The following is a 19,619-nucleotide window of genomic DNA, read 5'->3' as shown; positions in this document are numbered from 1 at the left end:
GTAATTAATACACTATGAGCAACAACACGGAATTTGATGGAATATCATTCGATCTTCCAAAGAATCAAAGCAATGTAATTAAAGTAATCGGCGTAGGAGGCGGTGGTAGTAACGCAATTAACCACATGTTTCAGTCCGGTATCAACGGAGTGGATTTTGTAATATGCAATACAGATTCACAAGCATTGAACAATAGTTCAGTACCTACCAAAATACAATTAGGGGTTTCATTAACAGAAGGATTGGGAGCTGGTGCCAACCCTGAGGTAGGTGAACAGGCCGCTTTGGAAAGTATGGAGGAGATCAAACAAATGTTGGCCACTACTACCAAAATGATATTCATTACCGCTGGTATGGGTGGGGGTACCGGTACGGGTGCTGCTCCTGTTATCGCAAAACAAGCAAAAGAATTGGACGTGCTTACCGTGGGCATCGTTACCATGCCTTTTGAGTTTGAAGGTAAAATGCGTTGCGAACAAGCACGTATAGGTATTGAAAAATTACGTGCCAATGTAGATTCATTAATTGTTATAAATAACAACAAGCTTCGAGAAGTATATGGTAACCTAGGCTTTAAAGCTGGTTTCTCTAAAGCGGATGAAGTTTTATCTACCGCAGCTAGAGGTATTGCGGAAGTAATTACACATCACTATACTCAGAATATTGACCTTAGAGATGCTAAAACAGTACTTTCCAATAGTGGTACTGCTATAATGGGTTCTGCTCAAGCTACAGGTTCGGCAAGAGCACACGAAGCTATTACAAAGGCTTTGGATTCTCCTTTATTGAACGATAATAAAATTAGTGGTGCTAAAAATGTATTGTTGCTAATCGTTTCGGGTTCACAAGAGATTACAATTGATGAGATAGGTGAAATTAATGATTACATCCAAGTAGAAGCTGGTCATGGTGCTAATATCATTATGGGTGTTGGTGAAGATGAGGATTTAGGGGAAGCTATTGCTGTTACTATTATTGCTACAGGTTTTGATGTTGATCAACAAGATGAAATAGTAAATACAGAAACAAAAAAAATCATCCATACGTTGGAAGATGAGCAACGTGCTCAGCATGATTTAATGGCTAGAAAAAACGTAGTCCATCAATTACCAATCGAAAAAGTAAAGGAAGAACCTACGGTAATTAAACATACTCTTGAAGAAGATGTAAAGGAAGAGCCGGGAATGGATTTAATAGAAACAACAAGCTATATCAAAAACTTCAACGTTTTTTATGAAGAGGTTTTAGAAGAAGTAGCGGAAGTAAATACTTCCGAAGACGATTTCGTAATCGTAAATGCACAAGATTCTATTAACGATATAGAGGTTATTGATCCAATGACCGTTTCTTACGATAAGTTAAAAGAAGAACAGATTACCATGAGTTTTGATATGCCTTTTGCTAAAAAAGAAGAGGTAGTAGAAGATGAAGCTCAAGACAATGTAATTACGTTTAGCCTTGATGATGATGTTAAGGATATTGATGTTACCAGTCCTGTTGAGGTTATTCCTGTAATGGAATACAATGAAGAGGGTGAGAAGCGCTACAGTCTTGATGATTATATGGAAGTTGAGGATGAGCTAACAAATGCTAAGCCTGCTCCAAAACCAACTCCAGCGCCAAAACCACAACCAAAACCACAGCCAATTGCCAGGGAAGAACCTAAAATGGAAGTGAAGCGTGTTGAAGCTCCACAAACCGAGGCTCCTGCAGAGATTGATCCAATGAACAGTCCTATAGACGAGCTGTTAAAGGAAAGAGCGGACGAGAGAAGAAGAAAGCTAAAAGATTTCAACTATAAGTTTCAGAACAGTGTAAGTAGTATTGACGAAATTGAAAAAGAGCCTGCATATAAGCGTCAGGGAATAGATTTAAGCGATGCTAGAAGAGAAGAAAGTAAGGTTTCAAGAACTACGCTAGGTGAGGATAGCAACGATGAAATTAGGTTGCGTTCCAACAATTCTTTTCTACACGATAATGTAGATTAAAGATTTTATAATAAACTTAACTAACTCAAGTTTAAACCCGAGAAAATTAATTTTTTTTCGGGTTTATTTTTTATCTTCGCAGTCCTAAATAAAAAGGCATGGGCTTACAGCAAAAGGTAATGGAACAGATGAAAGCGGCAATGAAAGCAAAGGATACTGTTGCTTTGGAATCGCTTCGCGCCATTAAATCTGCCTTGCTAATGGCACAGACTAGCGGAAAGGGCGGAGAGTTGACCGAAGATGATGAAATTCAACTGGTTCAGAAGCTTGTAAAGCAACGTAAAGATAGTGCTACAATATTTAAAGATCAAGGAAGAGAAGATCTTGCCGAGCCAGAATTGGCACAGATAGCAGTATTGGAAAAGTTCTTGCCAGAACAGCTTACTGAGGAAGAAATAGAGAAAGTAGTCGTACAGACTATAGATGCTACTGGAGCATCGGGAATGAAAGATATGGGCAAGGTTATGGGTATGGTATCCAAAGAATTGGCCGGACAAGCAGACGGTAAAACCATTTCTGCCATTGTAAAACAAAAATTAGCATAAAATTGGCCTCGTGGCGCAACTGAATAGCGCATCAGATTTCGGCTCTGAGGGTTGCAGGTTTGAATCCTGCCGGGGTCACAATTTTATTTAAAGCTCTTTAAGTGTAAACTTAAGGAGCTTTTTCTTTTTATTTAAATATCATTTACTGAAAAATTGTAGACTAAATAGCCGCTGTAAAGGCTTAAGATGTGATTGCATTTCTTTGTATTGGTCATATTCGTTTGGCTTTTTTAAAGCTTATATGGGCTATATAGAAGTACCTCCTTACATGTGTATTCACATAAAATTAAAAGTTTTGGATTAAGCATAGACTGTAAATTATTCCAAAGGTTTTAAGTCTAAATAAAATACCATTTTCTTTTTTTCGATTAATTATTTCTTGTCCTGATGTAGGTCATTTAGTATTGTCTTGATTCAGAGTAATTTTAGATGGTAATAATCGAAAAATTGGAAATCATGGCTACAGTTAAAAATGGTACAGCTAAAAAAGTTTACTGGATCTTATTGATTCTATCTATAGGTATAGGGCTTATTTTTTACGGTGCTTTAAAAGATGAGTTTAGTGCTCAATTTCTAATTTTTTCATCGGGTATTCCTTTCTTTCTATTTGTATCAGGAGTATTTGGTCTGTTGTGGCCAATAATCAAGCCAGCAGGAGATGAGGTTTATATTAGTCATGCTTTATTAATAGGGTTGCTTTTTATTATTCTATTTTTTATTCATGTCTGGATTCTCCTACCTCATATTTGTCCGAATTTTGGAGCGTGTTTAGGTGCTTGATTTTAGCGGGTTATTTCTAAATATTCAGTAACATTAAAAAAAAGAAACTGGAGTAATCAACCTTTATAAAAATAGCTTATGGAGAAAGAATACGCTTTTGAGTAGCTATAATTTCTCCTACCGCCTGTTTATACTTATATGGGTTGCCTGCTTTCTTAATGGCTTTATAGACTTTCTGGGGATTATGTGTAGACTGGGAGAAAAACTCCCAAAAGCCTAGCATCTTCATTTTAATAGGTGTGGGCCCAGAAAGTATAGCGTCATATTGTTGATAAATAGTATCATGAAATTCTCTGAAAATATCCCATCGTTTTTTGGGGTATTCAGTGGTGTTTAGTCTGATCATACTGGGAAGAAACGGATCGGCTATTAGACCACGGCCGATCATAAAATGTTCAATAGAAGGAAAACGTTCACGCATGGCGTTAAACTGAGCAACGGTAGTTATATCACCGTTATAATATAAAGTATGTTTTGCAACATCTACGCACTTCTGAAAGGCCTCTAGGTCTACACCTCCTTTATATAGTTGTTTTCCAAGACGGGCATGTATGGCTACATTCTTAAGCGGATACTTTTCTAGTATGGGAAAAGCATCTAATATTTCTTGGCTGTTTTCATAGCCAAGACGCATTTTTATAGAAATGGTAACATCGGTTTCGCTATGGGCGCGTTCTAAGATATGGTCTATTTTTTCGGTATTGCATATAAGTCCAGAACCCATTCCGCTATTGGTGACCATAGGGTAGGGGCAGCCTAAATTCCAATTCAGTTCTTTATATCCTAACGACTGAATGTATTTAATTACAAACAGAAAATGTTCAACGTCCGCAGTCATTACCTGTGGTATCAGTTCCAAACTTGTATTCACCACGGGGTTTAAATCCCGCTGGTATGATCCTTTAATGATCATCTTCCTATTAAACCGAATGTATGGTGCGTAGTAAGTGTCTATTCCTCCAAAATATTTCTGTTGCGCGTTACGGAAAATAGCATCTGTAAAGCCTTGTAAAGGGGAGGATAGTAAGGTATATGACATTAACAGCTTTTAAATCGGTAAAGATAGCTTTTTGATATAAATCTTTTTGACAACAATGTTCGTGTTGCTATTTCGTTGTTAAGTAGCTCAATGAATGGTTGGGTTTTGGTTACATAGCCGGAAGCCTATATTTAACTGTAATGATTTTAAATAAAAAATTTGTTGGCTTAAACTTATGGTAATGAGTAATTTCTGCGTTACATTTATATAACAAACAAATATCAATAGATATGGCATTAGCAAAACAGACAAAAGGTAAAAGTTCACATGCTTTGGTAACATTTACGGTTGGAGCAAACGAAGCTCCAAGTCCATCTGATGTTCTGTTGTTGGGTGATTTTAATAATTGGCAAACTAACGACAGTGCTTATCAAATGGAAAAAAAGAACGGTTCTTATTCCAAGACTATAAAACTTGAGATTGGAAAACGTTACGAGTTTCGTTATTTAAGTACGGATAAAGGTTGGTTCAATGATCATGCGGCAGATGCTTATGTGCCATCACCTTACGAGGGGATAGACAATAGCGTAGTCGATTTAACTTCAATGCCTGTGCCTAAAAAGCCGGTTAAGAAAACTGTCAAAAAGGTAGCAAAGAAGCCAGTAAAGAAAGTAGCTAAAAAACCTGTAGCTAAAAAAACAGTAGCTAAGAAACCTGCTTCAAAAGCGAAGAAAGACGATTTAAAAAAGATTGAGGGCATCGGTCCTAAAATTGCCTCTATTCTAACGGATAAAGGTATTGGAACTTTTGAAAAGTTAGGGAAAACGACGGTGAAAGTTTTAGAAGGCATTTTAAAAGAAGCTGGACCGCGTTACACCATGCACAAACCTGGCTCATGGCCTAAACAGGCTAAATTGGCGAGTGCAGACAAGTGGGATGAGTTAAAAAAATTACAGGATAAACTAAATGGGGGCAAATAAGTTTCTTATTGAATAAAATATGAAAGCCGTAAGTATACTTACGGCTTTTTTCGTTTTGAACTAAAGCTTCTTAATCCATGAATCTATACCAAAAGCGATGTTCAATTCTTTTAAAAGCTTTTGTTTTTCTTGCTCATCATTACAGGCAGTTGGTACACCAACATAACTCATGCCTTCTCGTAAACTACCTTCTGAGTGGTTGTAGCCCAAAGATTTTAGTTTTTTAATGATTGTTTTCCTGTTATTTTGCTCTCTAAAGACACCTACTACTATAACACAGTTGTAAGTTGTATTGCTGGTTTGGGGTTTGGTCTTGGTTTGTAATGTTTCCGTTTCTTTTTTTATATCTTTTTCTACGGGAGTTTCGGCCACTGTGCTGGCTTTGGGTACAACCAATTCCTCTTTTGGAGGAGTTACAATTTCAGAATTTTTTTGTTGATTATCTATCGATTCTTCAACTTTCTTATCCGAAGATTTAGTTCCTGAAATGGTATCGATAACGATAGACTTATTTTTTGTGATGTCAGAAATAATCACTGCACTGTCTATCTCTTTTAAATAAGAATCTTCAGTTTTTATTTTCTTCAGTTCATAGGTTTTAGAACCCACATAGACATATTCGCTTACATGATCTTTCGTTTTGGAGTAGGGCTTGGATTCCGTTTGGGATTCATCCGTATCAGTTGATGTTTCAACTACCGGGATTTCATCAGATTTAAAGAAGTATTGATATATGAATACCGAGAAAACGGCAATTACGATTAACGCAATTATAAAATTCCATTTTTCTTCTGAGTTTTCAAAAACGTCTTTTTCAGGATTCATGGTTAAGGTTTATAGTTTAAACTGGTTAGGTTGTGTAGAAATGCAAATATATGATATATAATTACCTTCCAGTTGATTATGAGACGTTGTACGTTTAAATCAGATGAAAAGCAATAGGGCAATACATTTTACTGGAATAGAGTCCATCCATGTTTTTTATAAAGGAGTATACAAAATGAACCATATAGAAGAATAGTGGTAAAGTTATGATGTAAACTTATTTTTTGCGGCCAATAAAACGTATTACAGAACTCTTGCCATTGTGTTTCATACCCTCGCGTAATATAATTTCTTCCTCTGCTAATTCAATAATTTCATAATTGCTAAAATCGGATTTAATTTCTTTAATCGAAAATAAAAAATCGATGTGTTGCGGGCCTCCAACTTTAGGGTTCGCTTCTTGGTATTCTATGTGCTTTTTACTAAAAGCTTCAAAAATAATTATACCGCCTTTTTTTAATAAGGTGTTTAATTTTTTATGATACCTAGACTTAAGTTCTGGTGAAAAGTGAGCGTAAATTAAAACTATAATATCAAAAGAGGCTTCAGGGTAATTTAGATCAGGTAAGTCCCCTACTTTATAATCAATTACTACCTTATTTACTTTTGCTAGATGCAGGGCCTTGTCTTTTCCCTTCTCACTTATATCGAAAGCAGAAACTTGCCAGCCTAATTTAGCAGCGTGTACAGCATTCCTTCCTTCGCCCTCGGCCGCAAATAAAATTTTTCCAGATGTACTATTTTCTATATGTTCTTTGAAGTATTCGTTTGGAGCTTCTCCATAAACGTATTCGCTATTACTGAATACGTCATTCCACTTTTTTTCAGGTGCGCTTTTCATTTGATCGCTAATTTTATTAACCATTATTCTGATTCATTTTGCGCTTTAATTTGGAAATCAATATAACGGCAAGGCTTCCGCCTGCAAATGAGACAAGACAATTGATGATGAATAAGTTAAGATGGAAATCTCCTAAGTTCATTATGGATTGAGGAGTGAAACCTAACCTTCCAAACGATTTAATGAATAAGATACTACCAAATACACCTGCAATAGTATTTCCGATAAGGCCAAAGGAATACTTCTTGAAGATAGAAGCAGTGCTATTGGCCCCAAAAATACCTATTAAAATACTAATGAGCGAAATTAACGTATCCGTCATCTTAATCATTTTTTAGTGACCATAATCCATATTATCTATTTTTCCGGCCATCAATCTTTTTTGAACAATAAAATAAACTCCCAATAGTACAAAGCCTATTAACGCCCAATTAAGAGCCACGGACAAACCATACTCGGATGCTGAGGTATTGTATATCGTTAACGGTTCGTGAGTGGTATTTACCGAAGGCAGAATTACGGGGAACAAAGAAGCTAGCGAGGATGTAATACCGCCAAGTATCAAGAGTGTTGATAATACAAAACCGTGAATATCTTTTTTAAGTTTTTTAATAAAGAATAGACCAATAAGTCCCGTTAAATAAATTATGGGAAATAGTAATAAATATGGTTTATGGCCAAAATTATCAAATGAATTAGGATTAACGGTATTCCATACGGTTAATGAAAATACGGTGAGTACGGCAAGCGCAATATTCAACCTGAAAATGATAATTTTCAATTTTGAATTGATGGACGAATTGGTTTTTAGGATAATCCAATTGGCACCATGAATAGCCAAGGTCACTACGGCAATCAAACCAATGATAATGGTAAACCAATCTATGATTCCCGGTGTTTTGCTTAGCGGACTAAAACTACTGTCCCATAAGGGCAGAAAGAAATAATGCCCTTCATAGGTAGATACCCCGTTTTCAACACCGCCTAAATTTACGCCTCTGACAATATTGCCGAGGGCAATCCCAAAAAACAAGGCGAGTAATAAGCTTGAAACGCCAAAAGATTTGTCCCAGATGTCTTTCCACATTTGAAACTTAAATTGCCCTCTCAGTTCTAGTCCTATAGCTCTAAAAATAATCAGCCATAATACAATGATCAATGGTAAATAAAAACCACTAAAAACGGATGCGTAAAACGTGGGGAATGCCATAAATAACATACCTCCCGCGGCTACAAGCCAGACTTCATTGGAATCCCAAAACAAACCTGCCGATTTTGTAATTACCTCTTTGTCTTTTTCCGTTTCTGCAAAAAATAAGTGAATAATTCCTGCGCCAAAATCATAACCGTCCAGAATAAAAAATATCGCTAATACGGTAGCAATTGCTATGAACCAAAATGTTTCCATAATTTAATGTATTTGGGGTTTAGGACCTTCGTTTATAGTTTTGCCAACTAGGACTAAAAAGAGTAACCCTAGCAACATGTACAAGGCAACAAAACCTAGCAAAGTAAACAAGGTGTTACCAGAAGAAACCGTAGGGGAAACACCTTCCGCGGTTCTTAAAAGACCATACACCAAGTACGGTTGTCTTCCTAATTCTGCCGTATACCAGCCCGTGAGATTTGCTATGTAAGGAAAGGGAACTAAAAACATAATAGCCCAAAGCAGTGGTCTTGCTTGGTACAGTTTTTTGCGCCATAATAAAAATGCCGATAAGGCCATTAATGCCATAAAAATTGTACCCAAACCAACCATTATATGATAGGAATAGTACAGTGCAGGAATATTATCGGGTAGCTCTTCCTTTTTAAATTGATCCATTCCGGGAATTTGTCTATCCCATTCCTGATAGGTCAAAAAGCTTAAAATATTAGGAACGGCAATTTTATTGTCTAACTTTTTCTCAATCATATTAGGTTGTCCTACAAGGACAATTTCCGCACCTGCATTTTCAGTTTCAAAAATCCCTTCCATAGCGGCAAACGAAGCGGGTTGAAATTTTGCTACGTTTTTTGCATTCCAATCTCCTGTTGGAAAAGCAACTAGAATACTGGATATAAGACCAAAAATAACACCTGTTTTTAAGAACAGTTGCCCGTATTCGGTTTGCTTGTTTCTCAATACATAGAAAGCACCTATACTTGCTACCACAAAAGAAGAGGTGACAACGGATGCCAATTGATTATGTAAAAAAGCAGGTAGTAACCAAGGGTTGGTAAACAATGCAGAAAAGTTTTCTAATACGTATTTGCCATTATCCAATATTTCATAGCCTACTGGGTGCTGCATCCAAGCATTGGTAGCCAATATAAACCAACCGCTTGCCCAAGAACCTAAAAAAACAAGAAATCCGGTTAGGAGGTGTAATTTTTGACCCATTAGTTTTTCCCCAAAAATAAAGAGTGCTAAAAACGATGATTCCAGGAAGAAAGAAAACATGCCCTCCATGGCCAAGGTCTGACCAATAATACCACCGGTCAACTCGGAAAATTTGGCCCAATTGGTGCCGAATTGAAATTCCATTGGAATTCCCGTTACCACTCCCATAGTAAAATTGATGGCAAAAATCTTCATGAAGAACTTTGCGGCATCGTTATATTTTTCAATCTTATTTCTTAGGTATTTCCATTTAAAATAGACAATCATTAATGATAGGCCCATGGTTAGTTGAGGAAATATGTAGTGGAATGTGATAGTAAATGCGAACTGCAGTCTATCATAAAAAATCATGTCTTCCATAAGATGAAATTATAGGGACAAAAATAATCTATAAAGCTAAGTTTGAGGGTAACATTGATTACACTTTTAGTATTAAATTTTGAGAATAAACCTAATATTCGATACTGTTGAAATTTTTTTTGAAGTTGGTTTTTCTAACTTAAATTAAGTTTCATCATAATATCTGTTTGTAAATCATTGCCCAATTTAAAACTATGCCTGTTAAATTCGATAAATCCATTTTTTTTGTAGAATTGGATTGCTTTAAAATTCTTCTCCCAAACACCCAACCATACAAAATCTACATTTAGTTTTTCTGCTATTTCAAGAGCTTTATTAAATAATTTTTGACCTGTTTTTTGACCTTGGTATGCTTTAATTACATAAATACGCTCAATTTCAAGAGCATTCTCATCTTTAATATCGGTTTGCGCAGCACCCAAATTAATTTTTAAATACCCAATGGTTTTACCATCATGTTCAACAAAAAAGAAATCAGAGTTAGGGTCCGTTAATTGAGTTTTTAAATTTTCGATGGAAAATTGACTTTCCAAATACTGGGTCATATCTTCTTTACTGTTCTGAGAGGAAAAGGTTTCGGTAAAAGTGTATATACCAATTTTTTTAAGTTCTTGAATATCGTTCAATGTAATTTTTCTAATTTTCATTTCTTGAAGTTGCAAGTTTTGGCAGTTTTAACTTTTTGGGATTTTTATATATTCTTTTTCCGTTTTCTAATAAGGTAAATTAAGAAGCTGGCCAAAATAACAATGATAAGGTATGGAATGAATCCTAGTAGAGATTTTTTTTCTGCTTTTTCCAATTCTGTCCAATTCCCGTTATTAAATTGAATGGTTATTTGATGATGGTTGGCACTGCTCAAAGTATATTTTTCCGTTGGTAATTTAGCTAGTAGAAATAGAACTATGGATTGGTTTTTATAGATATTCTTGAACAATTCATTTTTAAGGTGTATGGTGTGTATGTCTTTCGGTAGGCCGGTGATTTCTGCAACCAATTTAGTTTCATGACCTAAAAAAACTTTGGGATTCTTAAACTGTAAGGTATCCTTGTCGTTAATTATAATTGAGAAACTAGAATTGAAATAGTTTAAAACAAGATTCCTAAATTCTTCAGGGGATTTGTAAGATCCTTCTCCGTTTCTAAAGACCACCTCTTGTTTAAAAGCTGTAAGGGAGCTATTGATCTGTAAGATAATTTGCCCTTTTTCGGTTTTAGATATGATACAATTTGATACATCCGGATTGTGGGCAAGACCCATACTACTTACAAATAATAAAAAAAGGAGGCAACCTTCTACTAGTCCTGTTCTACAGCGCATACTCACCTCGTAAGCCATCAATAAAATTATTGTTCCCGGCTTTATCTACGTGGTAATGATAGCCCCGCACCTCATCATAATGACCTCTGGATTTGTCCAAATCCTTGTATTCTTTTCCTTTGGTATCTGTATTTTCAAAGATTCCATATCCATCAAAGGCATATCCTATCATAGCAGCGTGATCATCATCCTGTTCTATTTTTTTTGACATTCCCGTAGCAGCATGGTAGTGGTAACCGGCATTTAGGTTTATATGCCCTCCCGCATCATCAAAAGGAGCTAAAGTATATGCACCTAAAATATTATCTACAGGGGCTGGTGCATTAAATACCACGCCATTAAATGCTAATCCTCTATCTGAAGGCATAGTCGAATGTCCTTCAGGGCCTCCTTCTGGTCTTTCTGGACGTTCATGTCCGTCGCGGCTACCTGGAGGGGGTCCGCCGCCTGGTCTAGAAGAAAAGGTATATGGAGTAACAGCTTGTTTTGGGGTTACCGGAATATAATACGTATGTTTTATAGCTGCTATATAAGAGGGTAGGCATTCAACGCAGTAATTTTGATATTCTTCACCTACATTTGGATTTGCTGCTTCTTGGCACTCTTCTTTTGTTTTGGTTTTCGTAATTTCTCCAGTTTCACTGTTATACAACATCCAAGTATCATCATCATAAAATGAAGCTAGATTTTTAATAAAAGTACCATCTACATCATACACATTACCATCATCTAACCAGATACCACCGGCAGACGCATCATCTGAAATATTACTAGGGCACCAAGGTCCCATTTCATGATCTGTAGGGGTTGAGTTAACTGTTATTTTATAGCAATTTGCAATTGAGCCATCGGAAAGTGTTCTTTTTTCAATTGATATAGGCTCAGCCAACCCTCCGAAAAGAAAATTTTCAGACTTTACAGGGATTATAACCTTATCCGTTATTATATTGGATTTATTTTCTTTACATGCAACAAATGCTAACATGAAGAGAAAACTAAACGCTAATGGTTTGATATGATTAGTTGTCATAGGAATAGTTTTATACCTTTTAAAAATATAAACTGCTTAGTTGTAAGAAGTGAAAGCTACCAAAAAAACAGAACAACATAAAAGTACGCTATTGAAATGTTTAAATACGCCGAATACGTGCTTTTGTAATAGTAAAGCTTATTGTAATTTTTCTATTGAGGTTACAGGGTAAAGATTTAACCGTTTTATGTGCTCTGATAACTATCGAAAAGAAGAGGTTAACTAAAAAAAAGCGGCTTCGATTATGGTGGAAGCCGCTTTCAATAAATAATTACGTACTGTAGCTTTTAATTCAAATCAAACCTATCATTGTTCATTATTTTGGCCCATGCTTTTACAAAGTCACTAGCAAATTTTTCTTTGCTATCATCTTGTGCATAAACTTCCGAATATGATCGTAAAATGGAGTTGGAGCCAAAAACCAAGTCCATACGGGTTGCTGTCCATTTTACAGTTCCTGTTTTACGGTCACGGATTTCGTAAAGCCCCTTTTCCGTAGGCCTCCATGTATTGCCCATATCTGTTAAGTTTACAAAGAAATCATTGGTTAAAGCACCAATATTATCAGTAAATACTCCATGTTTAGTATTGTCATAGTTAGTTCCCATAACTCGCATACCACCCACAAGAGCGGTCATTTCGGGAGCTGTTAAGCCCATAAGTTGAGTTCTATCTAGCATTAATTCTTCAGGACTGACTACATACTCTTTTTTACTCCAGTTCCGGTAGCCATCAGCTAATGGTTCTAAAGGTTCAAAGGAATCCGCATCTGTCATTTCGTCGGTAGCATCTCCGCGTCCAGGTGTAAATGGAACGGGAATATCTAATCCAGCTGCTTTAATTGCTTTTTCAATACCAACATTGCCTGCCAAAACAATCGTATCAGCTATACTAATACCAAAATCGGCAGCAATTGGCTCTAAAACAGAGAGTACATGTGCCAAACGTTTTGGTTCGTTCCCTTCCCAGTCTTTTTGCGGAGCTAAGCGAATACGTGCGCCATTAGCACCGCCACGCATATCAGAGCCACGGTAGGTACGTGCACTGTCCCAAGCTGTATTTACCATTTCAGGAATAGTTAAACCCGATGCGTAAATTTTTGTTTTTACGGCTGTTACATCATAATCTGCTTTTCCTTTAGGAATAGGGTCTTGCCAAATTAAATCTTCTTGAGGTACATCTGTACCAAAGTAATTTGCTTTTGGTCCCATATCCCTATGGGTTAATTTAAACCAGGCACGAGCAAAGGTTTCAGAGAAATACTCTTGATCGTTCATGAATTTCAACGAAATTTCTTTGTAGATAGGATCCACTTTCATAGCCATATCTGCATCGGTCATCATTGGATTATGACGTATGCTAAAATCCTCAACATCTATAGGTTTGTCTTCTTCTTTAATATTCACAGGTTCCCATTGCCAGGCTCCTGCTGGGCTTTTACGAGGTTCCCACTCATGATTAAACAACATTTCAAAGAAACCGCCATCCCATTTAGTGGGGTTGGTAGTCCATGCGCCTTCAAGACCACTGGTAACCGTATAACGACCTTTACCTGATTTGGTAGGGTTGCTCCACCCTAACCCTTGTTCTTCTACGCCTGCAGCTTCAGGTTCTGGTCCTAGAATACTGGCATCACCATTTCCATGTGTTTTTCCAACTGTATGTCCCCCCGCGGTTAAAGCCACAGTTTCCTCATCGTTCATGGCCATACGAGCAAAAGTTTCACGTATTTGTGCCGCTGTTTTTAATGGGTCTTGTTTACCGTTTACGCCTTCAGGGTTAACATAAATTAGTCCCATTTGTACCGCAGCCAATGGGTTTTCCATAGTAGATGGCTTATCTACATTCTCATAACGTTCGTCACTTGGAGCCAGCCATTCTTTTTCCGCACCCCAATATGTATCTGTTTCCGGACTCCAGATATCCTTGCGCCCAAAAGCAAACCCGTATGTTTTAAGCCCCATGTCTTCATAAGCAATTGTGCCCGCTAACACAATTAAATCTGCCCAACTTACTTTGTTGCCATATTTTTTCTTAATAGGCCAAAGCAATCTTCTAGCCTTATCTAAACTAACATTATCCGGCCAAGAATTTAAAGGTGCAAAACGTTGGTTTCCCGAACCACCGCCACCACGACCGTCAGATATACGATAAGATCCCGCTGAGTGCCAAGATAAACGTATCATTAAACCACCATAATGGCCCCAGTCTGCAGGCCACCAGTCTTGACTGTCCGTCATTAAGGCATGCATGTCTTTTTTTAAGGCATCAATATCAAGCTTCTTAAGTTCTTCGTGATAATCGAAATCTTCTCCTAAAGGATTTGTTTTGGTATCATGCTGATGTAGAATGTCTAGGTTAAGAGCATTAGGCCACCAACTCATAACATTTGCCTTGGTTGAGGTGTTTCCACCATGCATTACAGGACATTTGCCGGCCAAAAGACCATTATTTTGCATATGTTCATTGTTTTCCTCTGAAATAGGGGAAGCTTTTTCTTCATGTTGGTGAGGGCATTTGCCGGCATCATCCGATGAGGCAGAATGTTTATCATTTTCCATATTTAAATAAGTTTAAGGAGTTTAAAAAATCTTATCAATCAAATTTAACCTAGTTGACTATTATAAATCCACAAAACTTATTTTCATAGTTTATCTAACTATAAATATATCTTATAGAAATATATATTACCATAATTTATAATAATAACGCGTGGACTTCTCCTTAAAATTAAAGTAAAAAATCAGGGAGATGAAATTAATCCATGAAATACTATGATAAACTCATATTATAATTATGAGTGCCCCAAGGGTTTAATGGCATTTTGTGCGTATAAATTTGTTAGTGTCGTTAAATTTATCTTGTTCTGTACACAGTTTAAATATTAATCTTCATTTACATTGGTGTTAAGCCCCTTTTCTTATGTTAATGATGTGTAAAAAAAGCATTCGTTGGTCATTTGTTCCGTAGAGGGTTGTAATTTTAAATTCATTTTAGAGTTAAAACCTTTCTTTAAGTACCTTCTGCTATACAGATGCATTTTTAAAAAATAGGATTTTAAATTCTAGATTGATAACTATAGTAATGATGACAACCAAGAAAAGGGAAAATTCTAAAAAAACATCGATCCATAGCAATAACGTAGATGGTTGTTGTTCTAATGACCATGGGCATGATACGAGTCATAGTCACGGTAATGTGGCAGATGGGTTCAAAAAATATATTGGTGCAACCGTTAGCTTTGTGTTGTTGGTAGTTGGTATTGCCTTAGATTTTTTCAAGGTAACTGTTTTTGGAGATTGGCTTCGAATTTTATGGTATATAATAGCTTATATTCCTGTGGGATTCCCCGTTTTGAAAATGGGTTGGAATAACATTTTAAAAGGGAATTTTTTTACGGAATTTTTTTTAATGTCCATTGCAACTATTGGAGCTTTTGCAATTGGCGAATATCCTGAAGGGGTTACCGTCATGCTTTTTTATGCCGTAGGAGAGCTGATTCAAGAGGCGGCGGTTACTCGTGCAAAAGGAAACATACAAGCTTTATTGGATATAAGACCAAAATCTGCTCAAGTATTTAGAAATGGTAACTACGTAACCGTTGCTCCCGAAACTGTAGCAGTGGGGGAGCGATTGCAAGTGCGTGTGGGAGAGAAAATTCCATTGGATGGTAAATTGTTGTCCGATAAGGCTAGTTTGAATACGGCTGCTATTTCAGGAGAAAGTAAACCGGCATCAATTGCCAAAGGAGAAAAAGTATTTGAATGTAGTATAAATCTAGATGGTGTTATAGAGGTAGAAACTACCAAAAAATTCAATGATAGTTCAATTGCCCGTATTTTGGATATGGTACAAAATGCCAGAGCAAGAAAGTCCAAAACAGAGTTGTTTATTAGAAAATTCGCTAAAATATATACTCCTATAGTGGTCTATCTGGCTATTGCGCTAACCCTGCTGCCTTATTTTATTGTAGATAGTTATGTGTTTCGAGATTGGTTGTACCGCGCACTTGTATTTTTGGTCATTTCTTGTCCTTGCGCACTGGTTATCTCTATTCCGTTGGGTTATTTTGGAGGACTAGGGGCAGCTTCGCGGAATGGTATTCTATTTAAAGGAGCTTCTTTTTTAGATACTATGACCAAAATTGATACGGTAGCGATGGATAAAACCGGTACCGTCACCAAAGGGGTTTTCAAAATTAAGGACATTATAGTTACCGATAATAAAACCTACAGTGAAAAAGATATAATGAATTACCTTATGGCTATTGAGTCACAATCCATCCATCCCATAGCCCGTGCTATTTTGGATTATAAATCAATTCTAGATAAAAATTATAGGGCTTCAGAAGTTGCGGAGGTAGCTGGTATGGGATTAAAAGGTACCGTGAACGGAAAAACCGTTCTTGTTGGTAATAGTGCTTTGATGAATGCCTATAATATATCAGTTCCTAAAAACACGGGCAACATTGTGGATAGTGCGGTCATGGTAGGGATTGAAGAGAAATTTATAGGTTATGTTACCATTTCAGATGAGTTAAAAGACGATGCTTATAAGGCGATACAAGAAATTAAAAAGGCAGGAATATCAAATATAGTGATGCTCTCTGGAGATAAAGATTCTATTACCCAAGAAATAGCGAGAGCCCTTAAGATTCATAGTGCTAAAGGTGGACTCTTGCCAGAAGGTAAGCTGCAAGAAGTGGAACGATTACAAACGCTTTCTAATGCTAAAGTTGCCTTTGTAGGGGATGGAATTAATGATGCTCCGGTACTAGCAGCAAGTGATGTAGGCATTGCTATGGGAGGTTTGGGTAGTGATGTTGCTATAGAAACAGCAGATATTGTTATTCAAACAGATCAGCCAGCAAAAGTGGCACAGGCCATTGCGATTGCAAAATCTACTCGACGCATTGTTTGGCAAAATATAGCACTTGCTTTTGGGGTAAAAGCAATTGTTCTTTTATTGGGAGCGGCAGGTATTGCCACCATGTGGGAAGCGGTTTTTGCCGATGTAGGTGTAGCATTGTTGGCTATTTTAAATGCGGTACGTTTACAAAGAATGAAATGGGATTGAGGATTTTTAAAATTCTTGCTAACCGCTGAAATTATCAGGGTCAAATAACTAAGTTAAAATTGTTAAATTGGTGTTATTGAGTTCTGATGGATGCTTTTTTTATGCATTTTTATCTTCCAAACAGCCTTTACCATGCAATTAAGACACATAGTTACTTTTTTCACCCTTCTTTTTGTTGTATTCCTTGGGAATATAGCTCATGCTCAAAATGGCGAAATAGAGATTACCGGTACGGTTATAGAATCTGGTGGGCAGCCAGTTGCATTTGCAACCGTATTGGTAGGAGATAAAACTTCGCAAAAAGGAATTACCGGAACTACTACTTTAGATGATGGTACCTTCAGTTTAAAAACAGATGCTCAGGACTTCTTCGTTGAAATTAGTTTTATTGGTTTTGAGAAAAAAAGATTTGATAATCTCGTGCCCGCAAACGGGAAGATAAACTTAAAAAAAATAGTTTTGGAAGCAGATGCTCAACAGCTTTCTGAAGTTGTTGTTGAAGGCGAAGTTTCAAGGACCCAGTTTAAATTAGATAAGCGCGTATTTAATGTGGGCAAAGATATTAGTAGTACAGGAGCAAGTGCACTGGAAGTATTGAACAATGTGCCTTCTGTAAATGTAAACATAGAAGGGCAAATTAGCCTACGTGGCAGTCAAGGGGTGCAGGTATTGATAAACGGGAAACCGTCCATTCTTACGGGAGAAGGTGGAAATGCGTTGGGTACGATTACTTCAGATATGATTGAACGAGTGGAAGTTATTACGAATCCTTCTGCTAAATATGATGCGGAGGGTACTTCGGGAATCATCAATATCGTCATAAAAAAAGAAGAACGAGAAGGTTTTAATGGCTCTATTAGCTTAAATACGGGGTCTCCGGATAATCATAGTTTTGGTCTGAGTTTGAATCGCCGTACAGAGCGCTTCAATCTTTTTAGCCAGTTAGGAGCGGGATATAGAGAATTGCCGGATGATAGAGAGAACATTAACCGAAACCTGACTAGCGGCACTTCAATTTTTTCGAAAGGCAAGGAGTATAGAAACGAAGAGTTCTATAATATCATTTTGGGAACGGATTATTACATTAATGAGAATAATGTGTTGACCCTTTCAGGGAACTTCGCCTATGAAATAGAGGACCAGCCTTCACAAACTATTTATGAATCAAGAGATGCGGATAATCAATTGGTTTCCGAATGGGAACGTTCCGAAACTACGGAAGCAACAAATCCTAAATATCAATATGAACTTCAGTATAAAAGCGATTTTAAAGATCATGAAGACCATGACCTTTTGTTTAGTGCATTGGGTAATTTTTTTGGAAAAGACCAGTCTTCCGATTTTGAGGATTTGACCATTTCGGGAGAAGATCAAGATGCAATGCAACGTACACGGACCGAGTTTCAGGAAGCTGAATATACCTTTAAGTTAGATTATACAAGACCTTTTAGTGAGGAATGGACCATGGAAGCTGGAGGCCAATATGTAATGAATGATGTAAGTAATGATTATGAGGTTGATGATTTAGAGAATGAGGTTTACGTTTCCAACCCAAATTTGACCAACGTATTTGAGTATGACCAAAAAGTTTTGGCATTTTACGGAACAGGCGCTTATGAAAGTGGTAAATGGGGCGTAAAAGCTGGAGTGCGTGCTGAGCAGACTAACCTTAATACATTGTTGAAAAATACCAATGAGAAGAATGAACAGAAATATACTAACCTTTTTCCAAGCGCCCATACTTCTTATAAATTTAATGATAAAATGTCTATTCAGGCAGGATATTCACGAAGAGTGTATCGTCCGGATTTATGGGATTTGAATCCGTTTTTCAATATTAGAAATAATTTTAACATTCGCCAGGGCAACCCGGAATTGCAACCGGAATTTACCGATTCTTATGAGGTTACTAGCATTTATATCATGGGAAAAGCATCGCTTAATTTTAGCGTTTATCACCGGTATACTACAGAAGTAATTGAGTCCATTAATACATTAGAGGGAGATGTGAATATTAGCAAACCAGAAAATATTGGAACGAATAAAGCTACTGGCGTTGAGTTTAATGGAAAATATAGTCCGGCTAAATGGTTTACTGCAACTACAGATATAAACTATAACAGATTTGTTAGAGATGGAAGTCTAGGTTCTCAAGTGTTCGATTTTAATGCCGATAGATGGTCAGGCAAGCTTATGGCAAAAATTAAATTACCGGCAGATATTGATTTTGAAACTACAGGAAATTACCAGAGCAGTTATGAAACCGTACAAGGTAATACCAGTGATAACTTATTTTTGGATCTTGGTGCGCGCAAGAAAATTTTAAAAGGCAAAGGGGTCGTTAATCTTAGTGTAAGAGATGTATTTGCCTCACGAGTAAACGAAACGGAAACTATACAAGAAACTTTTTCTACTTATAGTCGGAGACAACGTGGTAGGTTTATTACTTTTGGCTTTAGTTATGGTTTTGGTAAAGGAGAAGCCATGGAATATTCAGGTAGAAGAAGATAA

16 protein-coding genes and 1 tRNA gene are annotated in these 19,619 nt (G+C 36.8%); 7 read left to right on the top strand and 10 right to left on the bottom strand.

Going from position 1 to position 19,619, the window contains the following annotated elements; all coding sequences use genetic code 11:
* Window positions 1-14 precede the first annotated feature (14 nt).
* The 4 genes from ftsZ (at window position 15) to KO521_RS19725 (ending at window position 3,313) form a co-directional block, all read left to right on the top strand.
* Entirely contained in the window at window positions 15-1,988 is a 1,974-nt protein-coding gene (ftsZ, locus tag KO521_RS19740) for a cell division protein FtsZ (RefSeq protein ID WP_215941639.1), read from the top strand.
* Window positions 1,989-2,086: 98 nt separating this feature from the next.
* On the top strand, window positions 2,087-2,533 hold the full coding sequence (locus KO521_RS19735) for a GatB/YqeY domain-containing protein (RefSeq protein ID WP_215941638.1): 447 nt from the start codon (window positions 2,087-2,089) through the stop codon (window positions 2,531-2,533).
* A gap of 4 nt (window positions 2,534-2,537) precedes the next feature.
* Window positions 2,538-2,611: transfer RNA gene (locus tag KO521_RS19730), tRNA-Arg, on the top strand.
* Window positions 2,612-2,989: 378 nt separating this feature from the next.
* Window positions 2,990-3,313: a hypothetical protein gene (locus KO521_RS19725; RefSeq protein WP_215941637.1), complete on the top strand. Its 324-nt coding sequence runs from the start codon at window positions 2,990-2,992 to the stop codon at window positions 3,311-3,313.
* 76 nt (window positions 3,314-3,389) lie between these two features.
* On the opposite strand, the gene KO521_RS19720 is transcribed toward KO521_RS19725, so the two are convergent.
* Complete coding sequence (locus KO521_RS19720; protein ID WP_215941636.1) at window positions 3,390-4,352, bottom strand: tRNA dihydrouridine synthase; 963 nt, start codon at window positions 4,350-4,352, stop codon at window positions 3,390-3,392.
* Between the two features lie 230 nt (window positions 4,353-4,582).
* Between KO521_RS19720 and KO521_RS19715 the strand changes: the two genes are divergently transcribed.
* On the top strand, window positions 4,583-5,272 hold the full coding sequence (locus tag KO521_RS19715) for an isoamylase early set domain-containing protein (RefSeq protein ID WP_215941635.1): 690 nt from the start codon (window positions 4,583-4,585) through the stop codon (window positions 5,270-5,272).
* A gap of 60 nt (window positions 5,273-5,332) precedes the next feature.
* Here the strand turns inward: KO521_RS19715 and KO521_RS19710 are convergent, their stop codons facing one another.
* The 9 genes from KO521_RS19710 to katG form a co-directional block, all read right to left on the bottom strand.
* Complete coding sequence (locus tag KO521_RS19710; protein WP_215941634.1) at window positions 5,333-6,097, bottom strand: SPOR domain-containing protein; 765 nt, start codon at window positions 6,095-6,097, stop codon at window positions 5,333-5,335.
* A 217-nt stretch (window positions 6,098-6,314) separates the two neighbouring features.
* Window positions 6,315-6,938 (bottom strand): class I SAM-dependent methyltransferase, encoded by a 624-nt coding sequence (locus tag KO521_RS19705; protein ID WP_215941633.1) that lies wholly within the window; start codon window positions 6,936-6,938, stop codon window positions 6,315-6,317.
* A gap of 16 nt (window positions 6,939-6,954) precedes the next feature.
* Window positions 6,955-7,260, bottom strand: a complete 306-nt coding sequence (locus KO521_RS19700) for a hypothetical protein (RefSeq protein WP_215941632.1) — start codon at window positions 7,258-7,260, stop codon at window positions 6,955-6,957.
* 12 nt (window positions 7,261-7,272) lie between these two features.
* Window positions 7,273-8,346, bottom strand: coding sequence for a cytochrome d ubiquinol oxidase subunit II (gene cydB, locus KO521_RS19695; RefSeq protein WP_215941631.1), 1,074 nt, complete (start codon window positions 8,344-8,346; stop codon window positions 7,273-7,275).
* A 3-nt stretch (window positions 8,347-8,349) separates the two neighbouring features.
* Window positions 8,350-9,681, bottom strand: a complete 1,332-nt coding sequence (locus KO521_RS19690) for a cytochrome ubiquinol oxidase subunit I (RefSeq protein WP_215941630.1) — start codon at window positions 9,679-9,681, stop codon at window positions 8,350-8,352.
* Window positions 9,682-9,815: 134 nt separating this feature from the next.
* A complete protein-coding gene (locus tag KO521_RS19685) occupies window positions 9,816-10,328 on the bottom strand; it encodes a GNAT family N-acetyltransferase (protein ID WP_215941629.1) in 513 nt (170 codons plus the stop codon).
* A gap of 44 nt (window positions 10,329-10,372) precedes the next feature.
* On the bottom strand, window positions 10,373-11,002 hold the full coding sequence (locus KO521_RS19680) for a hypothetical protein (RefSeq protein WP_215941628.1): 630 nt from the start codon (window positions 11,000-11,002) through the stop codon (window positions 10,373-10,375).
* A complete protein-coding gene (locus KO521_RS19675; protein WP_252730133.1) occupies window positions 10,992-12,032 on the bottom strand; it encodes a YHYH protein in 1,041 nt (346 codons plus the stop codon). The genes KO521_RS19680 and KO521_RS19675 overlap by 11 nt, the downstream gene beginning before the upstream one ends.
* Before the next feature lie 287 nt (window positions 12,033-12,319).
* Complete coding sequence (gene katG, locus KO521_RS19670) at window positions 12,320-14,593, bottom strand: catalase/peroxidase HPI (protein WP_215941627.1); 2,274 nt, start codon at window positions 14,591-14,593, stop codon at window positions 12,320-12,322.
* Between the two features lie 523 nt (window positions 14,594-15,116).
* Here katG and KO521_RS19665 point away from each other — a divergent pair.
* Both KO521_RS19665 and KO521_RS19660 read left to right on the top strand, forming a co-directional pair.
* A complete protein-coding gene (locus KO521_RS19665; RefSeq protein WP_252730132.1) occupies window positions 15,117-17,108 on the top strand; it encodes a heavy metal translocating P-type ATPase in 1,992 nt (663 codons plus the stop codon).
* A 132-nt stretch (window positions 17,109-17,240) separates the two neighbouring features.
* On the top strand, window positions 17,241-19,619 hold the full coding sequence (locus KO521_RS19660; protein WP_215941626.1) for an outer membrane beta-barrel family protein: 2,379 nt from the start codon (window positions 17,241-17,243) through the stop codon (window positions 19,617-19,619).

The sequence above is a fragment of the Zobellia uliginosa genome (genome assembly GCF_018860745.1).
GTDB lineage: Bacteria > Bacteroidota > Bacteroidia > Flavobacteriales > Flavobacteriaceae > Zobellia > Zobellia uliginosa_B.
Note: the sequence above shows the minus strand (reverse complement) of the source record. Positions and strands in the feature narration are given on the sequence as shown.